At 73.3% G+C, this 13,878-nt stretch carries 14 protein-coding genes; 6 read left to right on the forward strand and 8 right to left on the reverse strand.

The window, feature by feature from the left end:
• Positions 1 to 26 precede the first annotated feature (26 nt).
• Complete coding sequence (locus ACFYZA_RS12455; protein ID WP_382591809.1) at positions 27 to 1,436, reverse strand: PLP-dependent aminotransferase family protein; 1,410 nt, start codon at positions 1,434 to 1,436, stop codon at positions 27 to 29.
• Between the two features lie 46 nt (positions 1,437 to 1,482).
• Here ACFYZA_RS12455 and ACFYZA_RS12460 point away from each other — a divergent pair, with 46 nt between their 5' ends.
• From ACFYZA_RS12460 to ACFYZA_RS12475, 4 genes are all read left to right on the forward strand, one after another.
• A complete protein-coding gene (locus tag ACFYZA_RS12460; protein ID WP_382591806.1) occupies positions 1,483 to 1,980 on the forward strand; it encodes a carboxymuconolactone decarboxylase family protein in 498 nt (165 codons plus the stop codon).
• On the forward strand, positions 1,977 to 2,462 hold the full coding sequence (locus ACFYZA_RS12465) for a carboxymuconolactone decarboxylase family protein (protein WP_382591803.1): 486 nt from the start codon (positions 1,977 to 1,979) through the stop codon (positions 2,460 to 2,462). Before ACFYZA_RS12460 ends, ACFYZA_RS12465 begins: the two co-directional genes overlap by 4 nt.
• Positions 2,450 to 3,178 (forward strand): isocitrate lyase/phosphoenolpyruvate mutase family protein, encoded by a 729-nt coding sequence (locus ACFYZA_RS12470; protein ID WP_382591800.1) that lies wholly within the window; start codon positions 2,450 to 2,452, stop codon positions 3,176 to 3,178. The genes ACFYZA_RS12465 and ACFYZA_RS12470 overlap by 13 nt, the downstream gene beginning before the upstream one ends.
• A gap of 112 nt (positions 3,179 to 3,290) precedes the next feature.
• Positions 3,291 to 3,608 (forward strand): hypothetical protein, encoded by a 318-nt coding sequence (locus ACFYZA_RS12475; protein WP_382591797.1) that lies wholly within the window; start codon positions 3,291 to 3,293, stop codon positions 3,606 to 3,608.
• Positions 3,609 to 3,688: 80 nt separating this feature from the next.
• Here ACFYZA_RS12475 and ACFYZA_RS12480 read toward each other — a convergent pair whose 3' ends face one another.
• The 4 genes from ACFYZA_RS12480 to ACFYZA_RS12495 form a co-directional block, all read right to left on the reverse strand.
• Positions 3,689 to 4,678, reverse strand: a complete 990-nt coding sequence (locus ACFYZA_RS12480; RefSeq protein ID WP_382591792.1) for a malate dehydrogenase — start codon at positions 4,676 to 4,678, stop codon at positions 3,689 to 3,691.
• A gap of 183 nt (positions 4,679 to 4,861) precedes the next feature.
• Positions 4,862 to 5,863 carry a DUF2690 domain-containing protein gene (locus ACFYZA_RS12485; RefSeq protein WP_388489773.1) on the reverse strand — a complete coding sequence of 334 codons (1,002 nt, stop codon included), beginning with the start codon at positions 5,861 to 5,863 and terminating at the stop codon, positions 4,862 to 4,864.
• A gap of 199 nt (positions 5,864 to 6,062) precedes the next feature.
• Positions 6,063 to 6,560, reverse strand: a complete 498-nt coding sequence (locus tag ACFYZA_RS12490; protein ID WP_388489776.1) for a DUF3017 domain-containing protein — start codon at positions 6,558 to 6,560, stop codon at positions 6,063 to 6,065.
• Positions 6,561 to 6,577: 17 nt separating this feature from the next.
• Positions 6,578 to 7,438, reverse strand: coding sequence for a bifunctional methylenetetrahydrofolate dehydrogenase/methenyltetrahydrofolate cyclohydrolase (locus ACFYZA_RS12495; RefSeq protein ID WP_388489779.1), 861 nt, complete (start codon positions 7,436 to 7,438; stop codon positions 6,578 to 6,580).
• Between the two features lie 206 nt (positions 7,439 to 7,644).
• On the opposite strand from ACFYZA_RS12495, the gene ACFYZA_RS12500 reads away from it, so the two are divergent.
• On the forward strand, positions 7,645 to 8,397 hold the full coding sequence (locus ACFYZA_RS12500; protein WP_382591780.1) for an RDD family protein: 753 nt from the start codon (positions 7,645 to 7,647) through the stop codon (positions 8,395 to 8,397).
• A gap of 123 nt (positions 8,398 to 8,520) precedes the next feature.
• Here ACFYZA_RS12500 and purH read toward each other — a convergent pair whose 3' ends face one another.
• On the reverse strand, positions 8,521 to 10,155 hold the full coding sequence (gene purH, locus ACFYZA_RS12505; protein ID WP_382591984.1) for a bifunctional phosphoribosylaminoimidazolecarboxamide formyltransferase/IMP cyclohydrolase: 1,635 nt from the start codon (positions 10,153 to 10,155) through the stop codon (positions 8,521 to 8,523).
• The gene (purN, locus tag ACFYZA_RS12510; protein ID WP_382591981.1) at positions 10,082 to 10,720 is read right to left on the reverse strand and encodes a phosphoribosylglycinamide formyltransferase; all 639 of its coding nucleotides are present in this window, start codon (positions 10,718 to 10,720) and stop codon (positions 10,082 to 10,084) included. The genes purH and purN overlap by 74 nt, the downstream gene beginning before the upstream one ends.
• A 306-nt stretch (positions 10,721 to 11,026) precedes the next feature.
• On the opposite strand from purN, the gene ACFYZA_RS12515 reads away from it, so the two are divergent.
• Complete coding sequence (locus tag ACFYZA_RS12515) at positions 11,027 to 11,809, forward strand: hypothetical protein (RefSeq protein ID WP_382591777.1); 783 nt, start codon at positions 11,027 to 11,029, stop codon at positions 11,807 to 11,809.
• A 46-nt stretch (positions 11,810 to 11,855) separates the two neighbouring features.
• Here the strand turns inward: ACFYZA_RS12515 and ACFYZA_RS12520 are convergent, their stop codons facing one another.
• Positions 11,856 to 13,751, reverse strand: coding sequence for a DUF6350 family protein (locus ACFYZA_RS12520; protein ID WP_388489784.1), 1,896 nt, complete (start codon positions 13,749 to 13,751; stop codon positions 11,856 to 11,858).
• Positions 13,752 to 13,878: the final 127 nt, after the last annotated feature.

A 13,878-nucleotide genomic window follows, 5' to 3' on the forward strand; every position in this document is an offset into this window, starting at 1 on the left:
GCGGCCGGGCGGGCCGGGCCGCACGGCTACGGCAGCACCCGGCACAGCGCGTCGAGCGCCCCCGCCCACGCCGAGTCCGGCGGCGTCCCGTAGCCGACCACCAACGCGTCCCGGTCCGAAGGGAGTTGGGGGTGGCGGAAGCGGGAGAGGCCCTCCAGGGCCAGGCCCTGCCAGGTGGCGGCCTGCACGATGGAGCGCTCCGTACCGGAGGGCAACTCGACCAGGGCGTGCAGCCCGGCCGCGATGCCGCTGACCCGCGCGTCGGGGGCCTGTTCGGCGAGCGCCGCCACCAGTTGGTCGCGGCGTCTGCGGTAGTGCAGCCGCATGCCGCGGACATGGCGGTCGTACGCCCCGGACTCGATGAACTCGGCGAGCGTGAGCTGGTCGAGCGCCCCGCAGGCCCAGTCCGCGATGCCCTTCGCCTCGGTGACCTCGTCCACCAGGTGCTCGGGAAGGACCATCCAGCCGAGCCGCAGCCCCGGCGCGAGCGACTTGCTCGCGGTGCCCATGTAGACGACGTGCTCGGGGTCGAGTCCCTGCAGCGCGCCGACCGGCTGGCGGTCGTAGCGGAACTCGCCGTCGTAGTCGTCCTCCAGGATCAGCCCGCCGGTGGCCCGCGCCCAGTCGACGGCGGCCGCCCGCCGGTCGGGCAGCAGCGGAAGCCCGATCGGGAACTGGTGCGCGGGCGTCATGAGCACCGCGCCCACCCCGCGCAGCGCCCCCAACTCCTCGGTGCGGGTGCCCAGTTCGTCGAGCGACAGGGCCGGGGTGCGCAGCCCCTCGTCGGTGAGCAGCTTCCAGTGGAAGTCGAGCCCGTACGCCTCGACGGCCACCTCCCGCACCCGGCGCGCCCGCAGCACCCGGCCCATCAGCATCAGCCCGTGCACGAACCCGGAGCACACGACGATGCGGTCCGGTGAGGCGTACACGCCACGGGAGCGGGCCAGATAGTCCGCGAGGACCGTGCGCAGCTCGACGCGGCCGCGCGGGTCGCCGAAGCCGAAGGCATCGTGCGGGGCCGCCGTGAGCGCCCGGCGGGCCGCCTTGAGCCACTCGGCGCGCGGGAAGGAGGCGAGGTCGGGCGAGCCCGCCATGAGGTTGTAGGTGGGTTTGCGGCGGGCCGGCAGGCGGTGGGTGTGACTGCGGTCCTGGCGGGCCGCGGCCCGCTGGGCCACCCGCGTCCCGGAGCCCTGGCGCGCGGTGAGCCAGCCCTCCGCGACCAGTTCGGCGTAGGCGTCGGCGACCGTGTTGCGGGCGATCCCCAGGTCGGCGGCGAGCGTGCGCGAGGACGGCAGCCGGGTGCCGGGCGTGAGCCGCCCGCCGCGCACGGCCTCGCGCAGGGCGTCCATGAGGCCCGAGCGCAGGCCCGCGCCGCCCAGGTCGATGTGCAGATCGACACCGAGTGTTTCCGGAGAAGTGGCCCAGGATTTCACCATGGGAATGGACCATACCCCTGTGCCACACGAGACGTACCTTCGTTCCATGACCACGAACGAGAACGCGAACCACGCACCCGAGCACACCCCGCGCCTGCAGTGGGCCAAGGCCGCGCCCGAGGTCTACAAGGCCATGATCAAGCTGAACGCGGCCGCCGAGCAGGGCCTCGACCCGACGATCGCCGAGCTGGTCAAGATCCGTGCCTCGCAGCTCAACCACTGCGCCCTGTGTCTGGACATGCACACCAAGGACGCGCTCGCGGCGGGCGAGACGGTGGAGCGGATCATCCAGCTCAGCGCCTGGGAGGAGTCCAAGCACTTCTACACCGAGAAGGAGCTGGCCGCTCTCGAGCTGACCGAGGCCGTCACGGTCCTGACCGACGGTTTCGTACCGGACGAGGTCTACGAGAAGGCAGCCAAGCACTTCGAGGAGGCCGAGCTGGCCCACCTCATCGCGGCCATCACCGTCATCAACGCCTGGAACCGCTTCGGCGTGACCACTCGCGGCGTGCCCGGCCACTACACCCCGGGGATGTACAAGTGAGCCTCGCGCCAAGGGAGTTCCAGGTCCCCGAGCAGGTCTATCTGAGCCTCGCCGGGCTCGGCGCGGCCGCCAAGCGGGGCTTGGGCGACCCGGTCCTCGCCGAGCTGGTCATGGTCCGGGCCTCCCAGCTCAACCACTGCGCCTTCTGCCTGGACATGCATCTGACCGCCGCCCGCAAGGGCGGCGAGTCCCAGGAGCGGCTCGACCTCCTCGCCGCGTGGGAGGAGGCGGGCGACGCCTTCACCGGGCGCGAGCGCGCGGCACTCGCCCTCACCGAGGCGGTCACCGTCCTGACTGGGGGCACCTCCCGGACGGAGTCCGGGGGAGGCTTCGTGCCCGACGAGGTGTACGAGCGCGCCGCCGAGCACTTCACCGAAGCCCAACTCGCCCATCTCATCGCGGCGATCACCGTCATCAACAGCTGGAACCGGCTGATGGTGACCCGCCGCACGGCACCCGGAGAGACGGAATGGCACAGCTGAACCCCGCCGCCACCTTTCGCGCCCTGCACCAGGGCCGCGCGGCCGGCGACCCGCTGATCCTGCCGGGACCCTGGGACGCGGCCAGCGCCCGGGTCTTCGAGGAGGCGGGCTTCCCGGCCCTGGCGACGCCGAGCGCGGGGGTCTCGGCGTCCCTCGGGTACGAGGACGGCTCGACCCCGGCGGACGAGATGTTCGCGGCGGTCGCGCGGATCGTACGGTCCGTCTCGATCCCCGTCTCGGCGGACGTCGAGGGCGGCTACGGGCTCGCTCCCAAGGAGCTGGTGGCCCGGCTCCTGGAGACCGGCGCGGTGGGCTGCAACCTGGAGGACTCCGTGGACGGCGTCCTCAAGGACCCGGCCCGGCACGCGGACTGGCTGGCCGAGGTGCGCGCCGAGGCGGGCGACGCGCTGTTCGTCAACGCCCGCGTGGACACCTATCTGCGCGGGGTGCCCGAGCGGGACGCGGCGATCGCGCGGGCCCGGGCCTACGTGGCGGCCGGCGCGGACGGCGTGTATCCGTTCGCCGCGCCGCCCGAGCACCTGCCGGAGATCGCGGCGGCCGTGCCGGTGCCGGTCAACATGGCGGTCCTGCCGGACGCGCCGGGGCCGCGCCGCCTGGGCGAGCTGGGCGCGGGCCGCATCACCTTCGGCCCCGGCCTCCAGATCCGCGCGACGCACGCGCTGCGGGACATCGCCCGCCAGGTGCGCGAGCTGTAGCGGCACCTTCCGCGTGTGCGGGACCCCGGCCGGAAAGGACAGGGGATTTCGCCACGGGCCGGTCCCCGGGCCTACATTTGATGATCACGACCACGATCATCGGGGAGTTTGCATGTTTGGCCGCAAGGAACTTTCGGTCCTGGTACTGCGCGACGCGGACGACATCGCGACGGCACTGCGTCAGGCGCTGGCGGACGCCGGGGAGGCGGAACGGCCGGGCCTGGAGGCGGCCCTGCGGATAGCGGAGGAAGCGGCGGCCGTGCCGGACCGGGAGCTGCGCGGGCGCTGGGTGCGCGAGCAGCGGGCCTCGGCCGGCTACTCGGGCCCGGACGACGAGTCGGTGCGGGCGGTCAAGGCGCTGCGCGACGCGCAGCCGGAGCTCAGCCTGCTCGCCGCCGTACAGCTGACGCGGGACGCGGTGCGCGAGTAACCGGAAACGGGCGAAGCCCCGGCAGTGGCTGCCGGGGCTTCGTCACGGTTGCGGATGCCTCAACGGGCGCTCCGCCAGGCTCAGATGAGGCCGAGCTCGCGCACCGCGTCGCGCTCCTCGGCGAGCTCCTTGACGGAGGCGTCGATGCGCTTGCGGGAGAACTCGTTGATGTCCAGGCCCTGGACGATCGAGTACTTGCCGTCCTTGACGGTGACCGGGAAGGACGAGATGAGGCCCTCGGGGACGCCGTAGGAGCCGTCCGACGGGATGCCCATGGAGGTCCAGTCGCCCTCGGCGGTGCCGTTGACCCAGGTGTGCACGTGGTCGATGGCGGCGTTGGCGGCCGAGGCGGCCGAGGACGCGCCACGGGCCTCGATGATCGCGGCGCCGCGCTTGGCGACGGTCGGGATGAACGCGTCGGCCAGCCACTGCTCGTCGTTGACGACCTCGGCGGCGTTCTTGCCGGCGATCTCCGCGTGGAAGATGTCCGGGTACTGGGTCGCCGAGTGGTTGCCCCAGATGGTCAGGCGCTTGATGTCGGAGACCGTGGTGCCGGTCTTCTTCGCCAGCTGCGAGATCGCCCGGTTGTGGTCCAGACGGGTCATCGCGGTGAAGCGCTCGGCCGGTACGTCCGGGGCCGAGGCCTGCGCGATGAGCGCGTTGGTGTTGGCCGGGTTGCCGACGACGAGGACCTTGATGTCGTCCGCGGCGTTGTCGTTGATGGCCTTGCCCTGCGGCTTGAAGATGCCGCCGTTGGCGGAGAGCAGGTCGCCGCGCTCCATGCCCTTGGTGCGCGGGCGGGCGCCGACGAGCAGGGCCACGTTGGCGCCGTCGAAGGCGACGTTGGCGTCATCGGTGATCTCGATGCCGCGCAGCAGCGGGAAGGCGCAGTCGTCGAGCTCCATGGCGGTGCCCTCGGCGGCCTTCAGGGCCGGGGTGATCTCCAGGAGGCGCAGGTTGACCGGCACGTCCGGGCCGAGCAGGTGACCGGAGGCGATGCGGAAGAGCAGCGCGTAGCCGATCTGGCCGGCCGCGCCGGTGACGGTGACATTCACGGGAGTGCGGGTCATGGCGATCTCCGTTGGAAACAGCGGGTGGTGGGGGTTTGCCCCTCGGCTCCGGGCACCCCGTACGCCGGGAACCTGACGTGCGACCGTCTGAATCTTGACGTGAAGAGATGTCCAGCGGTCAGGCTATCCGACCCTGGGCGTCCCACACCCCCGGAGCCCTGTGGGACGCCTCACGCTGATCGATCATTGACCGGTACTGGTCGTTCCCGACGGACCGGTACCCGTCGTCCCCGACGGGACCGCGCCGGCTCTGCCCGTGGCGCAGCCGCTCTTCCCGCTCTTCAGCGTGGCGCACGCCTTCGCGGCCGCCGGGCCCTGGACGGCGAGCATCTTGGTGTACGTGTCGCGGTAGGCGTCGGCCACCACCTCGTCCCCGGCGGTGGCGGCGGCGCTGATCCGCACCCGGTCGCCGGGGGCGACCTGCTTGAGCCGCGCCCAGGCGGCCCCGCAGATCTTGCTGTAGCGCACCTCGACGACCGAGACGCCGACCTTGGCGCTGCCCACCGTCTGCACCAACTTGTCGGTGCAGCCCATCAGTTCGGGGTCCTGGCCGGTGCAGGACGCGGCCACGCACTTCACCCCGGCGGGCAGTGCGGGCGCCGACGCGGAACGGCTCGGGCTCGGCTGCGCGGCCGGCTTGTCGTCGCTCCCGCCGAGGTCGGTCAGGAGCACGGCGGACGTGATGACCAGGAGCGCGCCGATCACTCCGGCCAGGAACATGACGATCCGGCGCCGGTGCCGCCCGGGCCCGCGCGCGGGCTCGGGCGCCCGCGCCTTCGGCGGCCGCCGGCCGGTGGGCCCCGGGGCGGCCGGAGGGGCGTGTGCCCCGGCCGGCCGGGCCGGCCCGAACTCGCCGAGCGGGGCCCGCCCCCGGTCGGCCCGGGCGGCCTCCATGGTGCGGTCCTGCCGCTGCTCGGAGCGGCTCCAGGCCCGCTCGGCCAGCTCCCACATGGTGGTCAGGTGGACGGGATTGGTGCCGGTCACCTCGGCCAGCGCGAGGACGGCGGCCTTGGGGGCGAGGAGGCGGCCGCCGAGATACCGCTCCCACGACGTCCTGTCGTATCCGGTGCGGTCCGCGACCGCCGCGACGCTGAGCCCGCTGCGGTCCACCAGCCTGCGCAGCTGGCCCGCGAACTCCCTTACCTGTGGGTCGAGTTCGTCCGGCAGCGCCTTCCAGCGAGGCATCGCTTCCCCCTCCGTCCGTCGCCACCCCCCAGGGATGCGGGGCCCCAGGATGTCAGTTCCCGAGGTGGTGCGCACCGGGACGAACGGAGTGGCCGGGGACGGCGGTGGAGGCCGCCCGGGGTGCCGCCGGCCCACCCGGACGGCGAACGGCCCGCACCCTCCCTGGCGGGAGAGTGCGGGCCGTTCGCGCGGGGCGGGCCTAGCGGACCGTGAAGTGGACCGCGTCCTCCAGGAACGGCACGTTCAGCCAGGGGCGGGGCTGTGCCATGAGGGCGAGCAGCACGATGGCCACGCCGAGCACTCCGTACGTGGAGATGTCGGTGAAGCGGGACCTGACGGCGAGCATGCCGACCGACGGCAGCGTCCAGCGCAGGGCCGCGCCCGCCATCAGGGCGGCGCCGATGATGACGAGCCCGATCCGGAAGGCCTGCCCGAACGGCTCGGTCGCCACTATCAGGAGCCCGACGCCGACGGCGACCAGGACGGAGAGCAGCGGCCACTGGCGGGCGGGTGCGGAGGCGTCGCGGGGCGCGGCACGGCCGCCGCCCTCCGGGCGCGCGGTGTCCCGCGTGACGGAGGGGAACCGCCGCGAGCCGCCCGCGCGGGCGGGCGCCGCCGGCGCGGTCGCTCCGGACTCGTCCTCGGCGGCCGGCCGCTCCGCGTCCCCGGACGGCTCGTGACTCCTACCAGCACCCATGCCTCAGGCCTTTCCGGTCAGCGCGCGGCGGCGGCGAGCTCGGCCGCCTCGACGACGTTGACGAGCAGTTGGGCGCGGGTCATCGGGCCGACCCCGCCCGGGTTCGGCGACAGCCAGCCGGCCACCTCGGCGACGCCGGGGTGCACATCGCCGACGATCTTCCCGCTCTCGTCGCGGCTGACGCCGACGTCGAGGACGGCCGCGCCCGGCTTCACGTCCTCGGGCTTGATCAGGTGCGGGACGCCGGCCGCGGCGATGACGATGTCCGCCAGCTTCAGGTGCGCCGACAGGTCGCGGGTGCCGGTGTGGCACTGGGTGACCGTGGCGTTCTCGGATCGGCGGGTGAGCAGCAGCGGCATCGAGCGGCCGATGGTGACACCGCGTCCGACCACGACGACCTCGGCCCCGTTGATCTCCACGCCGTGCTTGCGGAGCAACTGGATGATCCCGTAAGGCGTGCAGGGCAGCGGGCCGGGCTCGTTGAGGACGAGGCGCCCGAGGTTCGTCGGGTGCAGGCCGTCGGCGTCCTTCGCCGGGTCCATCAGCTCCAGAATGCGGTTCTCGTCGATGCCCTTGGGCAGCGGCAGCTGGACGATGTAGCCGGTGCAGGCGGGGTCCTCGTTCAACTCCCGTACCACCGCCTCGATCTCGTCCTGCGTCGCGGTCGCGGGCAGCTCGCGCTGGATGGAGGCGATGCCGACCTGAGCGCAGTCGCGGTGCTTGCCCGCCACGTACTTCTGGCTGCCGGGGTCCTCCCCGACCAGCACGGTTCCCAGGCCGGGCGTGATGCCCCGCTCCTTCAGGGCCGCCACGCGGACGGCCAGTTCGGACTTGATCGCTGCGGCGGTGGCCTTGCCATCGAGAATCTGGGCGGTCATGTTTCCCATTCTTTCAGGGCGACACGTGATCGCCCAAGTTGCACTTGCACAACACATCCAGCAATCGGCTGGACAAACTTATGTCTCATTTAGAACGATGATCCGCGCAGTGCCGCGGGCAGTGCCGGGGGGCAATCCGCTCAGAACAGCTATTCCTCCGCTCGGGCCGCGTCGTCCCCGCAACACCCAACGGAGGAAACCCCGTCATGAGCTTCGGCGACCCGAACAACCCCTACGGGCAGCAGCCCCAGCAGCCCCCGCAGGGCGGCCCGTACGGCCAGCAGCAGGGCCAGCCCGGCTACGGCTACCCGCAGGGTCAGCAGGCCCCCCAGGGCGTCCCGCCGCAGGGTTACGGCTACCCGCAGCAGCCGGGCCAGGCCCCCGGCCAGGCCCCGGGCTACGGTTACCCGCAGGCGCCCGGCACGCTCCAGGCCAACAACGGCTACATCAACGTGCCGGTGCTCGGCACCGTCGAGGTCGCCTCGATGGGCCGCCGCCTCGGCGCCCGCCTCATCGACGGCGCCGCGATCGGCATCATCCTCGGCATCATCATGGCGATCGGCCTGGCCGGCGTCGTCGGCGTCACCAAGGACTGCGACCCCAACTCGGCCGACTACTCGTCCTGCGTGAACGACGCCAGCGGCAGCATCATCACCGTGATGTTCACCTGGCTCGCCGTCATCGGTGCCTTCACGTTGCTCTACGAGTGGCTGATGGTCTCCCTCGTCGGCGCGACCCTGGGCAAGCTCGCCCTCGGCCTGCGCGTGGTGAAGGAGAACACGGGCCAGAACCCGGGTCTGGGTTCGGGCTTCATCCGCTACATCATCCCGATCGTCGGCGCCTTCCTGTGCTACATCGGCGCCATCCTGGTCTACCTGTCGCCGTTCTTCGACAACTCCGGCAAGCTGCAGGGCTGGCACGACCGGGCCGCCGGCACGCTGGTCATCAAGAAGGCCTGACCTTCGCCGCACGTCCGCCGGGCCGCGCTCCCCGCAAGGGGGGCGCGGCCCTTCGCGCGTCCGGGGCCGACCGTCCGGGGTCAGCCGTCCCGGGGTCAGCCGTCCGGGGTCAGCCGTCCGGGGTCAGTGGAAGAAGTGGCGCGTGCCGGTGAAGTACATCGTCACACCCGCCTTCTTCGCCGCCTCGACGACCAGCTCGTCGCGGACCGAACCGCCGGGCTGCACCACGGCCTTGACCCCGGCGTTCGCCAGGATCTCGAAGCCGTCGGGGAACGGGAAGAACGCGTCGGAGGCCGCGTACGAGCCCCGCGCCCGCTCCTCGCCGGCCCGCTCCACCGCGAGCCTCGCGGAGTCGACCCGGTTGACCTGGCCCATGCCGACGCCGACCGAAGCCTGGTCCTTGGCGAGCAGGATCGCGTTGGACTTGACGGCGCGACAGGCCACCCAGGCGAAGGCGAGTTCCTTCAACTCGGCCTCGTTCAGGGCCTCTCCGCTGGCCAGCGTCCAGTTCGCGGGGTCGTCGCCCTCGGCCTGGAAGAGGTCGGTGTGCTGGAGCACCGCGCCGCCCGAGATCGACTTGAGGTCGCCCGGCTGGTGCGGGGTGCCGGCCACCTTGAGCACCCGGATGTTCTTCTTGCGGGCCAGCACCTCGACCGCGCCGTCCTCGTAGTCCGGGGCCGCGATGACCTCGGTGAAGATCTCGGCGACCTGCTCGGCCATCGCCACGGTCACCGGCCGGTTGACGGCGATGACGCCGCCGAACGCGGACAGCGGGTCGCACTCGTGCGCCTTGCGGTGCGCGGCCGCGAGGTCCGCGTCGACCGCGATCCCGCACGGGTTGGCGTGCTTGATGATCGCGACGCAGGGCTCGTCGTGGTCGTAGGCGGCGCGGCGCGCGGCCTCGGTGTCCACGTAGTTGTTGAAGGACATCTCCTTGCCGTGCAGCTGCTCGGCGTTGGCGAGCCCGCCCGGCTGTCCGTCGGTGTAGAGGGCCGCGGCCTGGTGCGGGTTCTCGCCGTAGCGCAGCGCCGACTTGCGCTCCCAGGTGGCGCCGAGGAACTCGGGCAGCGGGGCCTCGCCCTCCTCGGGCGCGTACACGTTGGTCATCCAGGACGCCACGGCCACGTCGTACGCGGCGGTGTGCTGGAAGGCCTCGGCCGCGAGGCGCTTGCGGGCGGTGAGGTCGAAGCCGCCGTTCTTGACGGCGTCGAGCACGGCCGCGTACCGCCCCGGGCTGGTGACCACGGCGACCGAGGGGTGGTTCTTGGCGGCGGCACGGACCATCGAGGGGCCGCCGATGTCGATCTGCTCCACGCACTCGTCGGGGCTCGCGCCGGAGGCGACGGTCTCCTTGAACGGGTACAGGTTGACCACGACCAGCTCGAAGGGCCGCACGCCGAGCTCGTCGAGCTGCGCCCGGTGGGCGTCCAGGCGCAGGTCCGCGAGGATGCCCGCGTGCACCTTGGGGTGCAGCGTCTTGACCCGCCCGTCGAGGCACTCGGGGAACCCGGTGAGCTCCTCGACCTTGGTGACGGGCACCCCGGCGGCGGCGATCTTCGCGGCGGTCGACCCGGTGGACACCAGCTCGACCCCGGCCGCGTGGAGCCCTTGCGCCAGCTCCTCGAGCCCCGTCTTGTCGTAGACGCTGACCAGCGCCCGCCGGATGGGCTTGACGGTGTCCGTACTAACCGAGTTCACCGATCTGAACCTTTCGTCCCTCAATGCGGTAGCCGTTACGGGCCAGGCGCCCCACGACATCGACGAGCAGCCGTCGCTCGACTTCCTTGATCCGCTCGTGCAGAGCGGCTTCATCGTCCTCGTCCCGGATCTCGACCACGCCCTGGGCGATGATCGGGCCGGTGTCGACGCCGTCGTCGACGAAGTGGACGGTGCACCCGGTGACCCTGGCGCCGTACGCGAGCGCGTCGCGTACGCCATGGGCTCCGGGAAAACTGGGCAGCAGCGCGGGGTGGGTGTTGACCACCCGGCCGCCGAAGCGGGCGAGGAACTCCTTGCCCACGATCTTCATGAATCCGGCCGAGACGACCAGGTCCGGCGCGTACGCCGCGGTGGCCCCGGCAAGGGCCGCGTCCCACTCCTCGCGCGAGGAGTGGTCCTTGACCCGGCAGACGAAGGTGGGGATCCCGGCCCGCTCGGCGCGCTCCAGGCCGACGATGGAGTCCCGGTCGGCGCCGACGGCCACGATCCCGGCGCCGTAGCCGTCCGGATCGGCGGCGATGGCGTCGAGCAGGGCCTGCAGATTCGTACCGGATCCGGACACCAGCACCACCAGGCGGGCGGGGCGGGCCTGCGGGGACGGGATGTCGTCAGGAGAAGTGGACGCGGAGGGGGGCGGGGAGGCCACAGCGGGGCTCTTTCTCGCGGTCTTACGTCTTTGTGTGGTCGTACGAACGAATCGCGCCCCTCGATACGGGGAACTCTACGAAAGCGCCGGCCGTCAGCAACGATACCGGCACACCGGACGGCCCCCACGGGACGGGGGCCGGACCGCCAGGTAGCGTCTGGGAGGACGCCGCGAGACGAGACCTGTCTCACTTACTTGTTTGCGAGATGTGACCCCCTGGCCCGACCGGCCGGTGACGGGGTCCGAGGGGAAGACGTTCACCAGATGCCGGACCGACGCCACCAGCTGTTCGCAGCCCGCCAGTCCTCCACCCCCGGCTCCCCTCATCCGACGGACCCGGGGGGCTCGGAGCCCGAGGGCTCAGGAAGCGGCACCGGAAGCGGCTCCGGAGCGGGCGCCGCCGACGACAATCCCTTCGCCCCGCCGCCGGAGGGCAGCCCCGACCGGCCCTGGCAGCCGCGCCGGCCTGCCCCGGGAGAAGGCAACGACCAGCAGGGCTCACCCTGGGGCAGCCAGTGGAGCGACCGGCAGCCCGGCCGGGCGCCGGGCGGCTTCGGCCAGCGCCCCGAGCGTCCCGAGGGCGGCCCGGGCCAGAACCCGCCGCCCCCGCCCGGCCTGCGCTGGGACCCCACGGACCCGGCCCAGCGCCGCGCCCGCTACGCCCTGCTCTCCGGGATGTGGGCCTTCTTCTTCGCTCTGTTCGACATGCCGGAGGTCGCCCTGCTCCTGGGCGCGCTCGGCCTGTACTGGGCGATCAGCTCGCTCCGCGCGAAGCCGAAGCCCCCCGAGGCGCCGTCAGCGGCCTCCCCCGCGCCCGCCACCCCGCCGGCACCGGCCGCCTCGGGCAGGCCGCAGGTGACGGCGGCGGTGACCGGCCTGGTCACGGCGGTGCTCGCCCTGGTGGTGGTGGCGTCGAGCTTCACCATGCAGATCGCGTACCGCGACTACTACACGTGCGTGGACGACGCCCTGACCAAGACGGGCCAGCTCTCCTGCAATGACCTCCTCCCCCACAAGCTGGTCCCGCTGTTCGGCGTGAAGGAGTAGCCGGTTCCGACGGCCCCGAGGGGGAATCCGGGTCCGCTGCCGGGTGCTACTCGGATCCGGATCCGGGGTGGGAGCGCGGCTCGGATTCCGGTACGGGGCCGGGGTGCGGTCCGGACCCTGGTCCGGGCTCCGGTGCGGGACCGCCTTCCGGTACGGGGTCGTGGCGCGGTCCGGGCTCCGGTGCCGACTCCGGTGCGGGCTTGGAGACCGGCTCCGGTACGGGCTTCGGAAGGGGCTCCGGCGCGGGCCCGCCTTCCGGTACGGGACCGGGCGCCGGTACGGGACCGGGTGCCGGGCCGCCTTCCGGTGCCGGCCCGGGGCCGGCCTCCAGCCGGCCGTCGTCCGGCTCCTCCCGCGTTCGAGGAGCGGGGTCCGGGGCCGCGCCCCGGTTCGGGAGGGGGCGGAGCGGGGAGAGCTCCGCGCCGGCCGCCGGGATGTCCGCCATCAGCCCGCCCGACGCCTCCTTGAGCGCGGCCCACCGGGCCTCCCGCGCCCCGTCCTCGTGCCACAGGCCACCCCCGCCGACCGGCAGGAAGTCGTACGCCTCCTCGTCGGCCGGGCCGACCTCGCCCCCCGGCACCGGAACCGGCACGGACCCGGGCGCGGCCACGGCCCGGCCCCGCCGGGGCCGCCACGAGAGCGCCCCCGCGACCCGGGCCCGCAGCGAGCGCCGGGGCACCGCACCCCGCAGCCGCCAGGCCCGCAGCCCGACCGCCCCCGGCACCCCCACCACGGCCGCCCACAGCAGCGCCGCGCCTCCAGTACGCCACCAGACCGGCCCCAGCGCGGCGAGCGCCCCCGTGCCCAGCGGCCCGCCGGCGATCGCCGCGAGGCCCGCGAGGGCGCAGCCGCACAGCACTGCCCCGAGCAGCGCGGCCCGCGCGGTCTCGCGCCGCCCCCACCCCTCGGTCACGGCGGCCCGCGCGGTGAACCGGGCCAGGACGAGACCGGCCACGAGCGGCACCCCGGCCGCCGCCCAGTTCCACCAGGACCCGTGGCCGCCGGCCGGCACCGCCGCGAGCAGCGGGAAGTGCGGGAGCGCGGGAGTGCCCGCCACTCCGAGCGGCCCGGCCACCGCTCCCGTACCGACGGCGAAGCCGGGCCCGAGCCCGTACGACGCGCCCCACACGGCCGCGTTGGGCACCAGGGTGAGCGCGAGCAGCAGCACCGCGAGCCGCCCCGACCAGTCCTCCGCGAGCCGGAGGAACGCGTCCTCGGCGACGCCGATGTGCCAGGCGAGCCCGGCGCCCGCCAGGAGTGCCCCGCCGCCGAGCAGCACCGCGACGGTGGCCCCCGCCGCGCGGGCGGCCGCGCTGGTACGAACGTCCAAGAGCGCGGCCCGCACGCGCGCCGGGACCCGCTCGGGCAGCGGGCCGAGCGGGCGGCCGTGCGCGGTCCAGACTCCGGCGGCGGTCGCCAGCCCCACCGTGAGCGGCAGGCACAGCGCGGCGCTGAGCGGGTCCGCCGGCAGCGGCCCGGCGGCCGCGTACAGCACGGTGGCCGTCGCGATCACGAGGTAACCGCAGGTCACCGCCCCGAACACGGCCCAGCCGGAGGGCAGCGGACCGGCGGGTTCGTCCTCGTGGTCCTCGTCCTCGTCGGGCATCAGCGCATCGCGGGCCGCCCGGTGGGCGAGCCAGCCCGGCAGCGTGACCAGGAGCAGCGGAACCAGTCCGACCGGGGCCGGGCCGCCGGTCAGCGTCTCGGGTCTGACCAGCCGCGTCCCGTGCGCGAGCAGCCACATCGAGGCGGCGGTGCGCAGGGCGCCGCCGGGCCCGCTGTCGGGGTAGGGGGAGCTGATCCACAGCACCATCACGAGCACGGCCAGGGCACCGAGCCCGAGCCCCGCCGCGATCGTGCCGCGCAGGAAACAGGTGGCTAGCACGGAGGGGCGCGCCTTGACGGGAAGCAACGGCAGGCTGCGCTCGGTCACTTGGGTCACCCGGGCCATGCTGCCAACGACACGCGCTTTCTACGCGTAACAAGCGAATGCCCGATGTGTCGCCCAATATACGGTTATGTAATTATTCACCTGGGGCATTTTCCGCTGCTCCGCCCCGGGTGCACCA

The organism is Streptomyces sp. NPDC001828 (assembly GCF_042892175.1).
Lineage (GTDB): Bacteria > Actinomycetota > Actinomycetes > Streptomycetales > Streptomycetaceae > Streptomyces.